Genomic DNA, 19,729 nt, shown 5'->3' with positions numbered 1-19,729 from the left:
GGGGGGAGCGCTTCTTGCGTATCATGCTCACAGTTCAAATGTACCTTAGGAGGTGGATTATGCGGAGAAACACCCTGTACCGTAAATATTTTAAAGATAATTTGTTTATGCGCTTCACCCTGATCGTATCCTGTGTGTTCGTTGCAACGATTATCGTCTTTACTTATCTGATGCTGAAGCTGATCTCGGAATCGGCGGTACAGCGGCAGATGGATATCCAGCGGAAGACGATGGAGAGCATCAGCAATTATGTGGAGAGCAAATATCAGTCTGTCCAGGATATGATCCGCGATGTATACCGGGACGGGAGTCTGGCGAGCAATACTACTTTTTTACTAGAGAACCCGTATGGTGAATATGTGGAGCACCGGCTGGACCGCTATCTTCAGGGAGACCCGTCCACATCCAATGTTGTGCAGTATTTTCAGAATAAAATCGATGATGACCCTGATATCCGCAGCCTCATGCTGTACAGTGCCAACCAGCAGGTGATGTACTATTACCAGGACCGCAGGCAGTTCGACATCGTGGCGACCAATGCTGCGCACTCCTATGTCCCGGACAGCATGTATCTGGATGAGGAAAGTCTCGTGTCTGTCCCGAATATCTGGGTACTGAAGAGCATCGGAATGCAGAATACACCCATGTTCTCGGTGAAAATCCCGATTAACAATAAGTCGTCGCTGCTTAATATCGGCCAGATGCTGGTCTACTTCGACTCGTCGGCGATCTGGCAGGCGATGAACAACTATAAAGCGGAATTTAAGGGGAATATTCTTGTGCTCTCGGCACAGAATGAAGTCATTTTCGATACTTCGGGTGCAGGGTATGGCAAGAAATTCGATAAGCTGACGGGACTGAACTTCGGTGAGGAAATCACCGTTGACGGGATGGTGGTGACAAGCCTGACCCAGAGCCAGGCCGGTTATTCGGTAGTCAGCCTGATCTCCAGGCAGGAGCTGGCCGAAACCTACCGCAGTGCGCGCAATACGATTCTGTTCATAGCCCTTATCTGCATCCTGTTCGCGGTATTGCTGCCGGCGATGTTTATTTCTAATTTTGCCAAGCGCACACACCGGATCATCCGCTTTACCCGCAGAGTGAAGAACGGGGACCTCAATACCCGGATTGTCGACAGCCGTGAGGACGAACTGGGCCAGATCGCCAAGAGCTTCAACAGTATGCTGGATGAGCTTAACCAATATATTGATCAGGTGTACAAGGCGGAAATCAGGCAAAAGCATACGGAGATTGCCACGCTGGAAGCGCGGGTGAATCCGCATTTTCTCTACAATACACTGGAGGTCATCCGTATGCGGGCGATCTCAAGCGGGGCGAAGGATGTTGGCGAGATGATCTACAGCCTGTCCGTGCTGTTCAAAGCCTACGTCCGGCCCAAGGCGAGATATACGTTCAAGGATGAGCTGGAGGCGTGCCGGATGTACCTGGAGCTGTTCCGCATCCGCTATAAAGACAGGTTCGTTTATACGATTGAATGCAGTAAAGAGCTGGAAGGGCTGTCTGTCCTCAAAATGTCGCTTCAGCCGGTAATCGAGAATTATATCCTGCACGGCATGCGGACCGGGCAAAGCGGGAACGTAATTACCATTACAGTAGCCGCGGAGAATGGGCATATCCGGGTTATCGTAGCTGATAACGGGCTCGGTATTCCCGCAGAACGGCTGAGCCAGCTCCGGCAGGGACTGGATAATCAAGGGGCTCTATCCGGGTCAGAGTCGTTCGGACTGCGGAGTATTCATGAGCGTCTTAGACTGATGTATGGGGCACCGTTTGGTGTTGTACTGATTAGCGAGGAGGGAAAGGGTACCGAAGTCACCCTCACATTCCCTTATCCCGCGAAGGAGGAGACAGAGCATGTATAAGGTATTTATTGTGGACGATGAGCCGTTCATCCTGAGCGGTTTACAGGATATTTTGGACTGGAATCTGCTGGGCCTTACGATTGCCGGGCAGGCTGAGAATGGGCGGGAGGCGCTGGAGAGGCTGCGTGAGGTACCCGCTGATATTCTGATAACCGATATTTCGATGCCGGAGATGACCGGTCTTGAGCTAATCCGTGCAGCCGGTGAAATCCGTCCGGAGATGAAGGCGGTTGTACTGAGCGGCTATGATGAATTCACGTATGTAAAAGAAGGGCTGTCGCTCGGAATCGAAAATTATCTGCTCAAACCGATTAATCTGGAGGAATTCCACAGTACCCTGGAGACCCTTGTGGAGAAGCTGAATGTCTCCAGGATGGATACCGAGCGTTCGCAATATACCCATTCCGTGCTTAAAGACAATGTGCTGCTGCGCTGGCTGCGGGGCCAGATTGACCCGGAAGAGCTGGCTGAGCGGCTCCGGCTGCTGGGCCTGTCGTTCAATGAGCCTTATGTTCAGGTAGCACTGGTCCAGGCTGATCCGGCAACAGATAGGTTCAGGGAAAATGCGGCAGAGCTGGTTACTGCCCATCCGGCCTTCTTCATGTTCTGGGATTCAGACAATGATCTGGTGCTCATACATAATTTTGCCGGGGAAAAGAAGGGGGCGGAGGAGCTGTCCTCACTCCTGCAGGCGGTACAGGGCTTATGCGCTGACAGCCAGAGGCTCCGTATCTCGGTCGGGAGCATCGTCGATGTGCAGGATTCCGCCCCGCTAAGCTATGAGCAGGCGAAGCAGGTACAGGAATTCCTGGAGATCCATCCGGAGCGCAGCCTGGTTTATTATGAACAGCTGAAGGACCGCAAGGAGAATCTGGAAGCGGCCTTGCCGGAGGACTGGAGTGAATACTCCAAATTAATTATGGCCAAAAATGCGGCGGGGCTGGCGGAGCAGTTCGACCTGTATTTCTCCGCGCCCTGTATGGAGGGTCTCACCCCTGAGCTCTTGAGGGAAATCGCCATCGAATGGGTTCTTTACTTCCGCATGCTCATTAAGGATATCCGCAATGAATTGGAGCGCGATCTCATTGCGGCCGGCCTGACTGCAATCCACAAGGCGCAATCCCTGCCCGGATTAGCGGCAGCCTTAAGACAGACGGCCGGATGCATTATTGAGCTGCTGGACCGGGAGCTGAAAAGTCCGGTGGTGAATCAGGTGCTGAATTACATTGAGAAATCCTACGGGGAGGATCTGTCCCTGAAGAAGCTGGGCTTCATGTTCAATATTCACCCCGTCTATCTGGGACAGGTCTTCCACAAATCGACCGGCGAATCCTTTGCCGAATATTTGAACCGCTACCGGATTGAGAAAGCGAAGGAGCAGCTGCGCCTGACAAATCATAAGGTGCACGAAATTGCCCGGAGCGTCGGCTACTGGGAAATGGGCTATTTTTATAAGCAATTTAAGAAATACGTCGGCATCTCACCGACAGAATTCAAAGGGCTACTCTAAGGCAGTCCTTTTTGCGAAAAGAGCAGGATTTCATTTTTACCGCATTGTTTCTTTATTTCATACCTGAATTTATATAGTTTCTCTTCTATTTGAAAATGCTTTCATCTTATAAAGTTAGGCTATAGCCACAGGGAAACAGCAGCCGGAAATAACCGGTATGACTGCTTGCCTGCCAGCTAATTAAAAGGGGGTACGACAAATGAGCAAGAAAAAGAAACACTTCTCCTTATTGTTGACAACGCTTTTAACGATTTCGATGGCCCTTAGCGCATGCGGGGGAAACAACAACACCAAGAATACTACGGGTACGGGCGGTAATAACGCTGCGGCAACGAACACGACAACGGACGCGCCTGACACCAAGCCTGCAGAAGAGCCTGTAGAGCTGATCTGGTATACCATCGGTGCACCGCAGAAGGACCTGGATAAAGTCATGGAGGAAGTCAACAAATACACGCTGGACAAAATCAATGCTACGCTCGACGTGAAAATGATCGACTTTGGCGACTACACACAGAAGATGCAGGTTATGGTCGCTTCAGGCGAACCGATGGATATTCTGTTCACCTGCTCCTGGGCATTTGATTATGTGCAGAACTCCCGCAAAGGCGCCTTCCTGCAGCTCGATGATCTGCTCAAAGATCAAGGTAAGGGCATTGTGGATACAATTGATCCTGCATTCTTGGAAGGCTCCAAGGTTGACGGCCACAACTATGCCATTCCGGCCAACAAAGAGCTTCCCGCACAAGAGGTGTACCGCTTCAACAAAGAGCTGCTGGACAAATATAATCTCGATCTGACCAGCGTAAAAACGCTGGCTGACCTGGAGCCGCTGCTGAAAACCATTAAGGATAACGAGCCTGAAATCACACCGTACGCCATGGTTAAGGACTTTATGCCGGTTATGCCGTTCGACTATGTCATTGAAAAGATGCCAATGGCTGTATATATGGACACCAAGGACTACAAGGTTGTAAATATTCTTGAAACTCCGGAAATTAAGGAAGCGCTTCAAACGGTCCGCAAGTTCTATCAGGCCGGTTACATTTCTCCTGAAGTAGCCACTACAACCTCCGTGGATGACCTGTACAAAGCAGGCAAATGGTTCACAGACCGCGCGGCTACCCAGCCGATGGCCGACAATCTGTGGAGCGCAAGCTACGGTTATCCGGTTGTATCGACACCGGCCGGCCAGCCGTACATCTACAATTGGTCCGTAATGGGCTCAATGCAGGCGATTTCGGCGAACTCCGAGTATCCTGAGAAGGCAATGGAATTCCTGAACCTGTTGAACACAGATCCTGTACTGCGCAATATGATTGACTCCGGTATCGAAGGTGTGCACTACGAGAAAATCAGCGACAACATGATCAAGAACCTGCCGGACGCCAAAAACTATGATATGCCAACCTTCTCCCTGGGCAATATCATGATCAACTACCTAAATGAAGGTGACCCTGAGAACAAATGGGAAGAATTCAAAACCTTTAATGATTCCGGTATCAATGCTCCGCTGCTCGGCTTCAACTTCGATACATCCAATATCACCAATGAGATTGCCGCCGTGCAGAACGTGAAGGAAGAGTTCTGGGCTCCGCTGATGACAGGATCAGTAGATCCAGATGAATACCTGGCCAAAGCCAATGAGAAATTTAAAGCCGCCGGCCTGGACAACATTATTGCTGAAGCCCAGACACAAATCGATGCCTGGAAAGCAGCGAATAACAAGTAGTTACGGATTGAAGACCGGGAGGGTGAACAGACCTGGCCCGGTCTTTTTGCACCATAAATGTATTTTTTGGCATAGGAGGAGCTAGGCGCATGGGGAAAATAGGAAGATCGGCTAAGGATATTATGAGAAATAAAGTGTTGCTGTTTATGGTTCTCCCGGGCACATTGTGGTTTTTATTCTTCTCCTACCTGCCGATGGTGGGGACGGTTATTGCCTTCAAGGAATACCGGTTCAGCCGGGACGGGTTCTGGGCCAGCATTATCAGGAGTAAATGGGTCGGCTGGGATAACTTCAAGTTTCTGTTCAGCACGAATGATGCCTTTCTGATTACACGCAATACGATTTTGTATAATACGGCTTTTATTGTGCTGGGCCTGATTATGTCGGTGCTGCTGGCCGTTGTGCTGTCAGAGATAGCCAATAAAAAGCTTGCTAAGCTGTATCAGACAGGAATGTTCCTGCCGTACTTCTTGTCTTGGGTGGTTGTAGGCTATTTCGCGTTCAGCTTCCTGAGCTCGGAGCGTGGACTGCTGAATCAATTGTTCGGCAGCCACATTTCCTGGTATTCGGAATCGAAATACTGGCCGTTCATCATTATCTTCGTCTATTTGTGGAAGGCCGTCGGGTATAACAGCGTGGTGTATCTGGCTGCGATTATGGGCATAGACAAGTCGCTGTACGAGGCGGCGATGATTGACGGGGCCAGCAAATTCCAGCAGATCCGCAACATTACGCTGCCGCTTTTGAATCCGATTATTATCATTATGACCCTGCTTGCAATCGGGAAAATCTTCTATGCAGATTTCGGGCTGTTCTATCAGGTGCCGAGAAATTCGGGGACGCTCTACAGCGTGACCAACGTAATCGATACGTATGTGTACCGCGGACTTAAGACAACAGGAGAGATCGGAATGAGTACCGCAGCCGGCCTGTATCAGTCGGTGGTTGGATTCGTGCTGGTGCTTGCCTCCAATTACATCGTGCGTAAATTTGATAAGGACAGTGCATTATTTTAGGGGAATTAAAGGAAAGTGAGGTCTTTGAATGTCTGCTAAGCCTATAAAATCGCGCGATTTTCATCAGCTCTCGTCCGTATGGAATATCGTTTTTAATTGTATTGCCGGAGCTTTTTCCTTACTGTGTGTGTTCCCGTTTCTGTTTGTGGTGCTTATCTCGTTTACGGATGAAGGGGCGCTGGCCCGGGACGGCTACAAGTTAATTCCGGCCAAGTGGAGTTTGGAGGCGTATAAATATGTTTTCGGCACGGGGGATACCCTGCTCCGGTCCTATGGGGTGACGATTGCCGTGACGGTGATTGGCACAATGGTCAGCCTGCTGCTTATATCACTTTATGCCTATGCAATTTCGCGTAAAAGCTTTAAATACCGCAAATTCTTCGCCTTCTTCGCCTTCTTTACGATGCTGTTCAACGGGGGCCTGGTTCCGACCTACATCATAGTGACGCAGATGCTCGGCCTCAAGGACAGTATCTGGGCGCTGGTGCTGCCGCTGGCGATGAATGCTTTTTACATTATAATTCTGCGTACCTTTTACATTACCAGCGTACCGGACCCCCTTATTGAATCGGCCAAAATAGACGGAGCCGGTGAATTCCGCACCTTCCTGAGAATTGTGCTGCCGCTGTCCTTGCCCGGCCTGGCTACGATTGGCCTGTTCAGCACACTCGGGTACTGGAATGACTGGTTCAATGCGCTGCTCTATATTGATAATCCTAATCTGGTGCCGCTGCAGTCCATGCTGATGCGGATTGAGACGAGCATGCAGTTCATTCTGCAGAATTCCCAGAACAGCTCGCTAAGCCTGGAAGCGCTCCGCTCCATGCCTCAGGATACATCGCGGATGGCAATGGTTGTGCTGGCTACCGGGCCGATCATCTTCGCTTATCCGTTTTTCCAGCGTTATTTCATCCAGGGTCTGACCGTCGGGGCAGTCAAAGAATAAGACTAAGTGAAAGTGAAGCAAAGCAGTGCACCAAACAACAAAGAGGGAGTGGAGCCGGATGTTATATAAAGACCATACGCAGCCGATTTCCAGGCGGACGGAACATCTGCTGGGGCTGATGACGCCGGAAGAGAAGGTGGGCCAGCTGATTCAGCTGTTCGGATGGCAGACCTATGAATATATAAAAGACAGCATAGACGCGGCAGACGATCATACGGAAGTGACCGGAGGCATGGTGAGGCTGACAGCGGATTTTAAAAGCAGAATCCGTGAAGGCAGTGTCGGCTCTTTATATGGAACCCTGCGCGCAGATCCCTGGACCGGGGTTACGCTGGATACCGGCCTCGGACCACGTGCCGGTGCGGAAGCGGTGAATATCATTCAGCGTTATGCTCTGGAGCACTCCAGGCTGGGCATTCCCCTGCTGATCGGGGAAGAATGCTCGCACGGGCATATGGCGATCGGGGCGACGGTATTTCCCGTTCCGCTGCTGATCGGCAGCACCTGGAATGTGGAGCTGTACCGGGAGATGTGCCGGGCTGTAGCTCTGGAGACCCGGAGCCAGGGCGGAGCCGTGACCTATTCGCCGGTGCTGGACGTGGTCCGCGATCCACGGTGGGGCCGGACCGAGGAATGCTTCGGCGAGGACCCGTATCTCATCGGTGAATTCGCCGCAGCTTCAGTGGAAGGACTGCAGGGGGAGGAGCTCAGCAGCGGGTCCAGTGTTGGCGCGACGATGAAGCATTTTGTCGCCTACGGCAGCTCGGAGGGCGGCCGGAATGCCGGACCCGCGCATATCGGCAGGCGGGAGCTGCTTGAGGTTGACCTGCATCCCTTCCGCAAAGCGGTGGAGGCCGGCGCGGTATCAATTATGCCTGCCTACAACGAAATTGACGGCATTCCTTGCACAACCAATAAGGAGCTGCTGCAGGATGTGCTGCGCGGGGAATGGGGCTTCCGCGGCATGATCATTACCGATTGCGGCGCAATTGATATGCTGGCCTCGGGTCATGATACGGCCGATAGCGGTGAAGATGCGGCTGTGCAGGCGCTGCAGGCGGGCATTGACATGGAGATGTCCGGCGAGATGTTCGGACGGCATCTGCTTACGGCGCTCCGCTCCGGACGGCTGGAGGAACGGTTCGTCGATGAAGCTGTCTCCCGTGTGCTTGATCTGAAGTTCAGGCTGGGCTTGTTTGAACAGCCGTTTGCCGACCCGGACCGGGCGGAGAACGTCATTGGCAGCGCAGCTCATGCGGAGCTGGCCCGGACCATTGCCGCCGAAGGCATTGTGCTGCTGAAGAATGAAGGGGTGCTGCCGCTGCCCAGGCACAGCGGCAGGATTGCTGTCATTGGCCCGAATGCCGACGCCGGCTATAACCAGCTCGGGGATTATACCTCCCCGCAGCCGCCCGGCAAGGTGACGACGGTGCTCGGCGGAATCCGCAGCAAGCTCTCTGCAGAGCCGGAGCGGGTCAGCTATGCGCCGGGCTGCCGGATTAAGGATCAGTCAGCCGAGGGTCTGGAGCCTGCGGTGCAGGCAGCAGCCGGGGCGGACACAATTGTTCTGGTGCTGGGCGGGTCCAGTGCCAGAGATTTCGGGGAAGGCAGCATTGACCTGCGGACCGGAGCCTCGAAGGTTACGGAGAATGAGCTGAGCGATATGGATTGCGGGGAAGGCATCGACCGGATGTCGCTGCACCTGTCCGGCATCCAGCTGGAGCTGATGCAGCAGCTGAAAGCGCTCGGCAATCCGGTGGTCGTTGTGTACATCAACGGCCGTCCTGTCGCCGAGCCTTGGATTGATGAGCATGCAGATGCCATTCTGGAAGCCTGGTATCCCGGGCAGGAAGGCGGACATGCCATTGCGGATATCCTGTTCGGCGATGTCAATCCTTCCGGCCGGCTGACCGTCTCCCTCCCCGTGGATGCCGGACAGCTGCCGGTCTATTATCTCGGCAAACGCTCGCGCGGTGCCCGTTATCTGGAAGGGTCGTCTCAGCCCCGTTATCCCTTCGGGTTCGGTTTAAGCTATACCGAATTCCGCTACAGCGGTCTGCGGATTGAACCGGCGGAGATTCCGGCGGACGGTACTGCTGCGGTTACGGTTGAAGTAGAGAATATCGGCTCCTGCAAAGGTGCAGAGGTCGTTCAGCTGTATATTTCCGACTCTGTCAGCAAGGTGACAAGACCGGCGAAGGAGCTCAAGGGCTTCCGCAAAATCGTTCTGGAGCCGGGAGCGAAACAGACGGTCACTTTCACAGTAGGTGCAGAACAGCTGAGCTACATCGGACCGGATTATATGCCGGTGGTAGAGCCGGGAAGCTTCCGGGTCAGGGTCGGCCGGAATGTCAATGATACGCTCGATATTGGACTTCTTGTTATGGAGGAATAGACATGGAACGTATGGATCTAGAACGAATTAACCGGTTTATCCGTGAATGTGCGCAGCAGCAATGGCTGGAATACCAGGATATTGAGGACTGGAAGGTTTTCTCCGCCGAGTACAGGCTGCCGGGCGATTACACTGAGCTGCAGCCCTATCACGGCAGTGAAGCCTTCGGCCTGTTTCCGAGTGTGCAGGGAACCACCTATTTCTTCCGCGCGAGACCGGTTATTCCTGCCGGGTGGACTGGAACGGACACCGGTATCCTCTTCCGTTCCGGCGGAGAAGGGCTGCTGCGGGTTAACGGGGCTTCACGCCAGGGGCTGGACCGTAATCATACCTTTGCCGCCCTCAACCCGGAAGCCGACAGCCGGACACCGGAGCTGGAGATCGAGCTCTATGATCCGGTCCCGGAACCGGATGACCCGCTGAATAAACAAGCCGTTATCCAGCCGCCGGTCCGCTCAGTTACCGCTGCATTGGTTAGAGTGAACCTGCCGGTGCAGTCGCTGATGTATACGGCGACCGTTATCCGGGACTCGGCGCTGCTGCTGCCGGAGCAGGATTTCCGCCGGAACCGGATCCTTGAGGCGCTGATTCAGGCGATGGATGCCTTTGTCATGCTGGGGCCGGAGGCTGCGATGAACGGCATAGCAATCTCGGGCATTGAACAGGAGCTGATCATCAAAGTCCGCAAGCTTGGCGGCAACAGCGAAGGCTTCATTCATATGATCGGCCAGTCGCATATCGACATCGCCTGGCTGTGGCCGGCGCGGGAAACGGTGCGCAAGGCGAGCCGGACCTTCTCTACGGTGAATGCACTGATGGAGCAATATCCGGATTACCGGTATGCCCAGAGCCAGCCGCAGCTGTTTGCCTATTTGAAGGAGAATGATCCGCAGCTGTACGGCAAGGTTAAGGAGCGCATCCGCCAAGGACGCTGGGAGCTGGTCGGCGGCATGTGGGTTGAGCCGGATCTTAATATCCCGAGCGGTGAATCGCTGATGCGGCAAATGCTCTACGGGCAGAGCTTCTACCAGGAGGAGTTCGGCCTGCGCTCAGAAATTGAGTGGCTGCCGGATACCTTCGGGTATTGCGCGTCACTGCCGCAGATTCTGCAGCACGGCAAAATCCGCTACTTCATGACCACCAAGCTCGGCTGGAATGATACCAATCTGTTCCCTTATGATCTGTTCCGCTGGGTGGGCATCGACGGTACCTCACTCTTATCCTTCATGAATCACGGGGTGAACGAAAATACGCTGCCGAAGGATATCCATGACCACTGGCAGTCCTACCGCGAGAAGGCTGTCCACGGCGAGCAGATGCTGCTGTACGGACACGGCGACGGCGGCGGCGGGGTTACGCGGGAGATGCTGGAGTACATCAGCCGTTCGGAGCTGATGGTCGGCCAGCCGGCCTCCGGCTACAGCACAGCTGCTGATTTCTTTGCCGGTATTCAGCCGAAGCTGCCGGAGCTGCCGGTCTGGCAGGGTGACCTGTATCTGGAGCTGCACCGGGGAACATATACGACCCATGCGCGCAATAAGCGCAATAACCGCAAGGCCGAAATCCTGTACCGGGAAGCTGAGCTGTGGCAGAGTCTGGCCGGAGACCGGCTGCATCCGGAGGAGCGTGAAGCGGTGAACCAGGCGCTGCATGACGGCTGGAAGCTGCTTCTGCTCAACCAGTTCCATGACATCATCCCCGGATCTTCAATTCCCGAGGTCTATCAAACCTCAGAGAAGGAATATAAGGAGATCTTCTTCCTGGGGAAACGAAGTCTGAAGACCGTCACGGAAGCCGTTGTTTCCGGCATCCCTGCGGAAGGTGAAGGCCGGCCGTATGTTGTGCTGAACAGCCTGGGCTGGGCCAGGGATCTGGTTGTAGAGCTGCAGCATGAAGGAGCGGAGGATGCTGCGTTTGCGGTGTATGACCAGAACGGGGAGCGCCTGGCAGCCCAGCTGGTTACTACTGGAGATCAGAATCTTCTGCGTGTCCGGATACCGGAGGTGCCGGCGTTCGGGTACGCAACCGTATGGTTGAGAGCAGAGGAACACTCGGAGGCTGAAGGCAATGAGCACGATCAGCGCGCGGCTTCAGGTTCGTTGAAAGATACGGAAGAATCGGCCGTTATCCCTGTCGTGCCGGTATTGGAAGACCGCTGGGAGACCGAATATTACCGCATTCTGTTCAATGAACAGGGTGAAATCATCAGCCTGTACGACAAGGAATCCCTGAGGGAGATTGTAAAACCCGGAGAGAGCGCAAACCGGCTTCATTTCTTCCACGACCGTCCGGTGCTATGGGATGCCTGGGATATTGACAGCCGCTATGAGGCCCAGCCTGCCGGAGCGGCTGTGCTGCTGGAGAAAGGCCTGGAGTCCGCAGGTGAAGTCTGCGATGTGCTGTTCTTCCGCTGGAGTATCGGCCAGTCTGAAATCCGGCAGCAGCTGATCCTGTATCATGCCGACCGGAGAATCGATTTCAAGACAACCGTCGATTGGAAGGAAGCCCATAAACTGCTGAAAGCCGGTTTCCCTGTAGATGTAGTAACCAGCAAGGCAACCTATGAAATTCCATTCGGGGCGCTGGAGCGGGTTACACACCGCAATACAAGCTGGGAGCAGGCGCAGTATGAAGTCTGCGGCCACCGTTATGCCGATGTGTCCGAGCATGATTATGGCGTGAGCCTGCTAAATGACTGCAAGTACGGCTATGACATTCAGGGCAGCACGATCCGGCTGTCATTGCTTCGCGCACCGCGCTGGCCGGACCATTCCGCCGATCTGGGCACCCATGAATTTACGTATTCCCTCTATCCGCACCGCGGAGACTGGCGGTCGGCGCATACGCTGCGCAAAGCGGCAGAGCTTAATCATCCAGCCTATGCAGTGGCTGCTGCCGGTGCATTAAACGGAGGTGCCGGTGAAGCAGCAGATGCGGGCAAGTTCTCTGCGGCAGGCTCCTTTATTCCTTACGACGGGAAGCAGGTTGTCCTCGATACGGTCAAACCTGCGGAAGACGGCAGCGGCAGCATTCTGCGGTTCTATGAATCGGCAGGCGGGCGTGAAACGGTGAAGCTTAGCTGGCCGCAGCCTTACTCCAAGCTGTATTTATCGAATGCTCTGGAGGAAGAGACAGAGCTGCTGCAATCAGAAGACGATGGGGGGCTAATCCTGGAATTCCGCCCGTTCGAGATCAAGACAGTCAAAATCATTCATTCCACAGATTAATTAGAAGGAGAACAAACCATTGGAACAATTCCGTCTTCCCCAAATTCAAATGCCGGAGCTGGCGCTGCCAGCCTCCATTCAGGCCGTGCTGGCCGAAGCCGATGACAAGCTGGCCCACCGGCCCAAGCTGCAGCAGCTGTTCAAGAACTGTTTCCCGAACACACTGGAGACCACAACCAAGCTGCTTGAGGACGGGACGACGTTCGTTATTACGGGCGATATTCCCGCCTGCTGGCTGCGCGATTCAGTGGAGCAGGTTATTCATTATGTGCCTTTTGCCAAAAATGACCCTGAGCTGCAGCGTGTTATCGGCGGCCTGATCAAGCGCCATACACAGTATGTGCTGACCGACCCTTATGCCAATGCGTTCAACGAAACGGCCAATGACTGGCACTGGAATGCAGGGGATGTGACGGAGATGTCCCCCTGGGTCTGGGAGCGCAAGTTCGAGATTGACTCGCTATGCTTCGTAATCCGGCTGGCGCATGCCTATTGGGAGGAGACGAAGCAGACGGATTTCTTCACTGCTGAGTTCAAAAAAATGCTAAGAATCATTACCGGTCTGTTCAAGCGGGAGCAGCACCATGCTGAACAATCCCCGTACCGCTTCACGCGGAATAACGGGATTATGAAGGACTCCATCCGTAACGGCGGCCTGGGTATGCCGGTCAACTATACGGGGATGATCTGGTCCGGCTTCCGGTCCAGCGATGATGCCTGTGACTTCCACTACAACATTCCGGGGAATATGTTCGCTGTGGTGGCGCTGCGGCAGATGCAGGATTTTGCCGAATGGATATTCCGCGATCTTGATTTTCTGGCTGAGCTGAAAGAGCTGGAGCAGGAGGTAGAGCACGGCATCAAGCTGTACGGTATCTACCGCCATCCGAAGTTCGGACCCATCTATGCTTATGAGACGGACGGCTTCGGTAACTACTGCCTGATGGACGATGCCGGAACACCTGGCCTGATCTCCATTCCGTACCTGGGCTATCTGGAGAATGATGATCCGGTCTATCAGAATACAAGACGGTTTGCACTAAGCCGGGAGAACCCGTTCTATTACGAGGGCAAAGCCGCGAAGGGAATTGGCAGCCCGCATACCCCGCCGGGGTACATCTGGCATATGGCGCTGTCCATGAAGGGGATTACAGCGGATAGCCGGGAAGAAAAGCTGGCGGTCATTGATATGCTTGAGGCAACCGACGGCGGTACCGGATATATGCATGAAGGCTTTCATGCCGACGATCCGGATGTCTATACCCGCAAATGGTTCGCCTGGTCGAACAGCCTGTTCTCCCAGCTGATCTGGCGGGCGCTGCAGGAAGGCATTCTTTAACACTGTTATTTATTTTATTTAACCAAATTATATAACCAAATTATATAACCAAAGGAGACTTTAACATGACTACCATTATTGGAGAACCTTTAGCGAATATTCCCTGGCAGGAAAAGCCGGCCGATGTAAATGCGCCGGTATGGAGATATTCCGCCAACCCGATCATTCAGCGCAACGCCATTCCGAATTCCAACAGTGTATTCAATTCCGCCGTTATTCCGTTTAAAGACGGCTTCGCGGGAGTATTCCGCTGTGATTCCAGATCGGTCAGCATGGATATCTTTGCCGGGTTCAGCGCAGATGGCGTGAACTGGAGCATCAACCATGATCCGATTGTCTTTGAGGGCGATGAGGAGATTATCAAGCGGGAATACCGCTATGATCCCCGGGTCTGCAAAATCGGTGACCGCTACTACATCTCCTGGTGCAACGGCTATCACGGGCCGACCATCGGGCTGGCGTATACCTTTGATTTTGTTACCTTCCATCAGCTGGAGAATGCCTTCCTGCCGTATAACCGCAATGGTGTGCTGTTCCCGCGCAAAATTGGTGAACATTATGCCATGCTCAGCCGTCCAAGCGATACCGGACATACACCGTTTGGCGATATTTTCTACAGTGAAAGCCCGGATCTGACCTTCTGGGGCAAGCACCGTTATGTCATGGGGACGGTAAACGGCGATGCCTCCGCCTGGCAGTCGAAGAAAATTGGTCCCGGCCCGATCCCGATTGAGACGGACAAGGGCTGGCTGCTGATCTATCATGGCGTAATCAATACGTGCAACGGGTTTGTCTACCGGATGGGCTGTGCGCTGCTCGACCTGGATCAGCCCTGGAAGGTAAAAGCCCGCTCACGCAACTACATTCTCGGCCCGGAGACGCTGTATGAATGTGTTGGCGATGTGCCGAATGTGACCTTCCCGTGTGCGGCGCTGACCGATGCCGCTACCGGACGGATTGCGATCTATTACGGCTGTGCAGATACGGTAACAGGGCTTGCCTTCACAACCGTGGATGAGCTGCTGCATTATATGGAGGAATTCCCGCTGGAGACTGAGGTATAACAGCGATGAACAAACCACAGACCGCGCATATTATCTCGCATACTCACTGGGACCGGGAATGGTATCTGCCCTATGAACGCCATCATCTCCGGCTTATCCGGCTGGTTGACAGCCTGCTGGATAAGCTTGAACAGGAGCCGGAATTCCGGAGCTTCTTCTTCGACGGGCAGACCATTATTATTGAGGATTATCTGCAGGTGCGCCCGGAGAACCGGGAACGCCTGGAGCGCCATATCCGCGAAGGGCGGATTCATATCGGGCCGTGGTACATTCTGCAGGATGCGTTTCTGACCAGTCCGGAAGCCAATGTGCGCAATTTGCAGCTCGGACACCAGGATGCGGGCGATTACGGAACGGTAGCCAAAATCGGATATTTCCCCGACACCTTCGGCCTGACCGGGCAGATTCCCCAGCTGATGGTGCAGGCCGGTATCCAGAACGCCTTCTTCGGGCGCGGGGTGAAGCCGACAGGCTTCAACAATACCGTCTCCGGAGACGGTTACGAATCCTCCTTCTCCGAGCTGGTCTGGGAAGGAGCGGACGGCTCCAAGGTGCTTGGCATCCTGTTCGCCAACTGGTACTCGAACGGCAATGAGATTCCGGCGGGGGCGGAAGAGTCCCGAGCTTTCTGGGAGCGCAAGCTGGCAGATGCCCGGCAGTACGCGGCCACAGACCAGCTGCTGTTCATGAACGGCTGCGACCATCAGCCGCTGCAGCTCGATCTGCCGGAAGCGATCCGCACGGCGGCGCAGCTGTATCCGGACATCTCCTTCGTCCACTCGAATTTCCCTGACTATATTCAGGCCGTACAGGACTCACTCGCCGGCCGCAGCCTGTCGTCCGTTAAGGGCGAGCTGCGGAGCCAGCGCACCGACGGCTGGGGAACGCTGGTCAATACCGCTTCGGCCCGGGTCTACCTGAAGCAGCTGAACCAGCGCGGCCAGGCGCTGCTGGAAAAGGTGGCCGAGCCGCTGGCGGCAACTGCCAAGCTGCACGGCGGAGAGTATCCGCAGCATCTGCTGACCTATGCATGGAAGACGCTGCTGCAGAATCATCCGCATGATTCGATATGCGGCTGCAGTGTGGATGAGGTGCACCGCGAGATGGTGACCCGCTTTGACAAGAGCCGCCATATGGCTGAAGGCATCGTGGCGGACAGCCTGCATTTCATCGCCGGCAAGGTGGATACGGCTGGATTTGCCGCTTACGGCGATGAGGCCCTTCCGCTTGTTGCTGCGAATACAAGCGGCTGGACCCGCACGGGCACAGTCAGCGTGGAGCTGGATGCTGCCCGCCTGTACCTGCGCGAAGGCCTGCCGCTGGATGAGACCGCCCGGCGGATGCAGGCGGTGGAGCTGGCCGGACGCGTACTGGTCGACGAACAAGGGATAGAGATTCCTTGTTCGGTGGAGGATCTGGGGCTTAGCTTCGGCTATGACCTGCCGGAGGACAGATTCCGGCAGGCGTACAGCTGCCGCAGGGTGAAGCTGACCTTCGAAGCGGCAGCTGTACCTGCGCTTGGGCTGCGTGCCTATGCCTGGGTACGCCGTCAAGTTGAAGACGGCTTTGCTCGTACCGGCGCATTTGCGGCAGACGGCGCTGCGGCAGCGGAAGCAGCACTACCGCAGCCGGCTGCGCTGGCAGCAATGGAACAAGATCAGCCGGTGCTGGAGAATGAGACCCTGCGCGTGGAGATCAAGGCTGACGGCTCCTTCACACTGGTGCATAAGCCAAGCGGCAGAATTTACCGTGATCTCGGCGTCTACGAGAATACCGGAGACATCGGCAACGAATATATGTACAGACAGCCCGCAGGTGAAGAGCCGCTTACGACCAGGGGATTGACAGCTGAGGTTCGTATCATTGAGAATAAGCCATACCGGGCTTCAGTGGAAATCACCCATAATTGGACGGTTCCGGCTTCGGCCGATGCCATGCTGGAAGCTGAGCAGCGGGCCTTAGTCTATTATCCGGAGCGGCAGGCGCAGCGCTCGGTAGAGACGGTGCAGCTTAAGCTTCGCACTGTACTCAGGCTGGAACGCAGCGGCAAAGGACTGGAAGTGAAAAGCTACATCAGCAATAACGCCAAAGACTACCGGCTGCGGATGCTTTTCCCCACAGATCTTACTGCAGCTTCCCACCATGTTGATTCCATGTTCGAGCTGGCAGAGCGTCCTAATGAACCGGCACCGGAATGGCTGAACCCGAGCAATGCACAGCATCAGCAGGCTTTCGTGAATGTGGCAGAGGATCATGCAGGATTTACGGTAGCCAATCTTGGACTTCAGGAATATGAAATTCTGCGTGACGGCCGTAATACAATTGCCGTTACTTTACTCCGCTGTGTCGGTGAGATGGGTGACTGGGGGTGGTTCCCTACACCGGAGGCCCAGTGCCCAGGGGAGCAGACAGCGGAAATGCTGCTCATTCCGCACGGCGGGGATGCGGTGGATTCCGGCGCTGCAGCAGCGGCGTACCAGTTCCAGATCCCTTGGATGGCTGTCCAGGCTGAGCTGCATGGAGGAGTTATTCGCCCTGTCTATTCCCCGTTCCGCTGGAGCGGCGAGACTGCAGCGTTCTCCTCGCTCAAGATGAACGGGGACAACGGTGACCTGCTGCTCCGCTGGTTCAATATGGCGGAGCAGCCCTGCGTATTGCAGCTGGCTACCGGATTTGCCGCAGCAGGCTTCTACAAATCCAATGTATTGGAGACTGAAGAGGGCATATTGGAGCAAGACAATACTGGAGCATCTGGTATAGTATCGTTTCAGCTCAGAGGACATGAAATAGCAACGGTAGGCATCCGGCTGAGCTAATCCCGCAAAGTTAAGAAAGAGGTGATCCCAGCGTATGGATGAACAGATTCAGCAGGAAAGACGTACACCTTATGTGCAGCATTACACTGTGGCTTCAGGGGAGCAGTGGAGGCTATCCGCACAATCACGGATACTTCTTATAAACAGCATCCGGTCGAACGGAAATGAGCTGCTGCCGGATACAGTAAACCTTATTCTCGAGGAAATGGCTGCCAGCGGGCTTCTGCCCGGTCAGCTCCTGCCTGTACTGCACGGAGAGACAGAGGCAGCTTTGCCGGGAGATATGGTTATTGAACGGAGTGACCAAGCAGAATTCGGAGGAAGTATTCACAGGGAAGGCTATTGTATAGATATCGGAAGCACTGTAACAATAACGGCTGCAAGTGAAAGAGCCGTAATGTACGCCTTGCGGACGGTAATGCAGCAATGCTTGAACAACGGTTTTATGCAATACGGCCGAATTATAGATTATCCCGTGATGCCCGAGCGGGCGCTGCATATTGATATCGGACGGAAATATTATTCTGCAGAATGGATCAAGGAGCGGATCGGGGAGATGTCCCGGCTCAGGCTGAACACGCTGCAGCTGCATTTTTCCGAGAATGAAGGCTTCCGGCTGATGAGTGAAAAGTACCCTGAGGTGATGTCAGAGCAGTACTTAACGAAGGAACAGGTACGGGATATTATCGCTACGGCAGCAAGGTATCATATTGATGTCATTCCTTCGCTGGATTCGCCGGGTCATTTGGGTTATGCGCTCAGAAATCATCCGGAGTGGCTGCTTAAGGATTCATCGGGAGCCGCCGCTCCAGGCGCGCTGGATATTACGAACACAGCCGCCCGAAGGTTCGTTCTGGAGCTGATCGACGAATACGCGGAGTTATTTGCCGGCAGCACGCATTTTCACATCGGCGGTGATGAATTCATTGATTTCGGGCAGTTCGGCAAGTATCCGCAGCTCGCTGAGTATGCAAGGAGCGCTCTTGGAATCAGCGGAGGTACCGGTGTGGACACATACATTGATTACCTAAACGGCATCGCTGACCATCTGGAAGCCAAGGGCTGGACCGTCCGCGCCTGGAATGACGGGCTATACCGGGGGGATCTGATCCAGAAGGTACAGCCTAAACCCTCTATTCAAATTACGTACTGGACAAAATGGCATGAGCAGATGGCCCCGGTTGAGACGTTTATTGCCAACGGGCATCAGGTGCTGAATTATAACGATGCGTATTTTTACTATGTATTAGGCGAACATGCGGGCTATACTTATCCTATTGGAAAGAAAATTAGCAGTTCCTGGCATCCCGGACTTTTCCCGGGAAAAGTCCGGGATGCCGTGCAGGAATACAGTAGACCGTATCCGCCTTGGCTCATTGGCTGTTCCTTTTCCGTCTGGAGTGACCGGCCGGAGGCGCAGACTGCTGAAGAGGTGGGTATTGGCATCAGTGAACCGCTTCAGGCGATGGCGCAGAAGGCGTGGATGGGATGAATGACTACAGCCCCAAAGTCCTAGCCTGGGAAATGTAAACTCTTTTATTAGAATGCTCGTATATCAATAAACCCGTTATCAAAAGGGTTTATTTTTTTGCGTCTAAAGATTGATGAATTTCTGCACCGCGGGGAAACCCGCTGATTCCAGAAACCCGGGTCTTTTAAAGACTCCGGGTTTCTTTTGTATTTCAATGTTGACCTGCAAAAGGGCTATGTAAGAAAATAAGCTCCGAGATTGACAAAAAATAATCAGGAGCATAAGATGACTATTGAGATTAAATAGTAATTATTACGAATAACCCGTCGA

At 54.1% G+C, this 19,729-nt stretch carries 11 protein-coding genes; all 11 read left to right on the top strand.

Annotation, left to right across the window (positions count from 1 at the left end; genetic code table 11):
- Positions 1-59: 59 nt before the first annotated feature.
- Positions 60-1,883 carry a sensor histidine kinase gene (locus BN3772_RS08875; protein ID WP_042198859.1) on the top strand — a complete coding sequence of 608 codons (1,824 nt, stop codon included), beginning with the start codon at positions 60-62 and terminating at the stop codon, positions 1,881-1,883.
- Positions 1,876-3,393: a response regulator transcription factor gene (locus BN3772_RS08870; protein ID WP_042198858.1), complete on the top strand. Its 1,518-nt coding sequence runs from the start codon at positions 1,876-1,878 to the stop codon at positions 3,391-3,393. Before BN3772_RS08875 ends, BN3772_RS08870 begins: the two co-directional genes overlap by 8 nt.
- A gap of 199 nt (positions 3,394-3,592) precedes the next feature.
- Positions 3,593-5,125, top strand: a complete 1,533-nt coding sequence (locus BN3772_RS08865; RefSeq protein ID WP_042198857.1) for an ABC transporter substrate-binding protein — start codon at positions 3,593-3,595, stop codon at positions 5,123-5,125.
- A gap of 89 nt (positions 5,126-5,214) precedes the next feature.
- A complete protein-coding gene (locus tag BN3772_RS08860; protein WP_042198852.1) occupies positions 5,215-6,141 on the top strand; it encodes an ABC transporter permease in 927 nt (308 codons plus the stop codon).
- 28 nt (positions 6,142-6,169) lie between these two features.
- Positions 6,170-7,087 (top strand): carbohydrate ABC transporter permease, encoded by a 918-nt coding sequence (locus BN3772_RS08855; RefSeq protein ID WP_042198850.1) that lies wholly within the window; start codon positions 6,170-6,172, stop codon positions 7,085-7,087.
- Between the two features lie 58 nt (positions 7,088-7,145).
- Positions 7,146-9,482: a glycoside hydrolase family 3 N-terminal domain-containing protein gene (locus BN3772_RS08850; protein ID WP_042198848.1), complete on the top strand. Its 2,337-nt coding sequence runs from the start codon at positions 7,146-7,148 to the stop codon at positions 9,480-9,482.
- Between the two features lie 2 nt (positions 9,483-9,484).
- Positions 9,485-12,709: an alpha-mannosidase gene (locus BN3772_RS08845; RefSeq protein ID WP_244444702.1), complete on the top strand. Its 3,225-nt coding sequence runs from the start codon at positions 9,485-9,487 to the stop codon at positions 12,707-12,709.
- 19 nt (positions 12,710-12,728) lie between these two features.
- Complete coding sequence (locus BN3772_RS08840; protein WP_042198846.1) at positions 12,729-14,048, top strand: glycoside hydrolase family 125 protein; 1,320 nt, start codon at positions 12,729-12,731, stop codon at positions 14,046-14,048.
- 65 nt (positions 14,049-14,113) lie between these two features.
- A complete protein-coding gene (locus BN3772_RS08835) occupies positions 14,114-15,112 on the top strand; it encodes a glycoside hydrolase family 130 protein (protein WP_042198845.1) in 999 nt (332 codons plus the stop codon).
- A 5-nt stretch (positions 15,113-15,117) separates the two neighbouring features.
- On the top strand, positions 15,118-17,928 hold the full coding sequence (locus BN3772_RS08830; protein ID WP_042198839.1) for an alpha-mannosidase: 2,811 nt from the start codon (positions 15,118-15,120) through the stop codon (positions 17,926-17,928).
- A gap of 34 nt (positions 17,929-17,962) precedes the next feature.
- On the top strand, positions 17,963-19,420 hold the full coding sequence (locus BN3772_RS08825) for a beta-N-acetylhexosaminidase (RefSeq protein ID WP_086074471.1): 1,458 nt from the start codon (positions 17,963-17,965) through the stop codon (positions 19,418-19,420).
- Positions 19,421-19,729: the final 309 nt, after the last annotated feature.

It is taken from the genome of Paenibacillus camerounensis, from assembly GCF_000723885.1.
Taxonomy (GTDB): Bacteria; Bacillota; Bacilli; order Paenibacillales; family Paenibacillaceae; genus Paenibacillus_AQ; species Paenibacillus_AQ camerounensis.
This window is presented reverse-complemented; position numbering and strand designations above follow the sequence as displayed.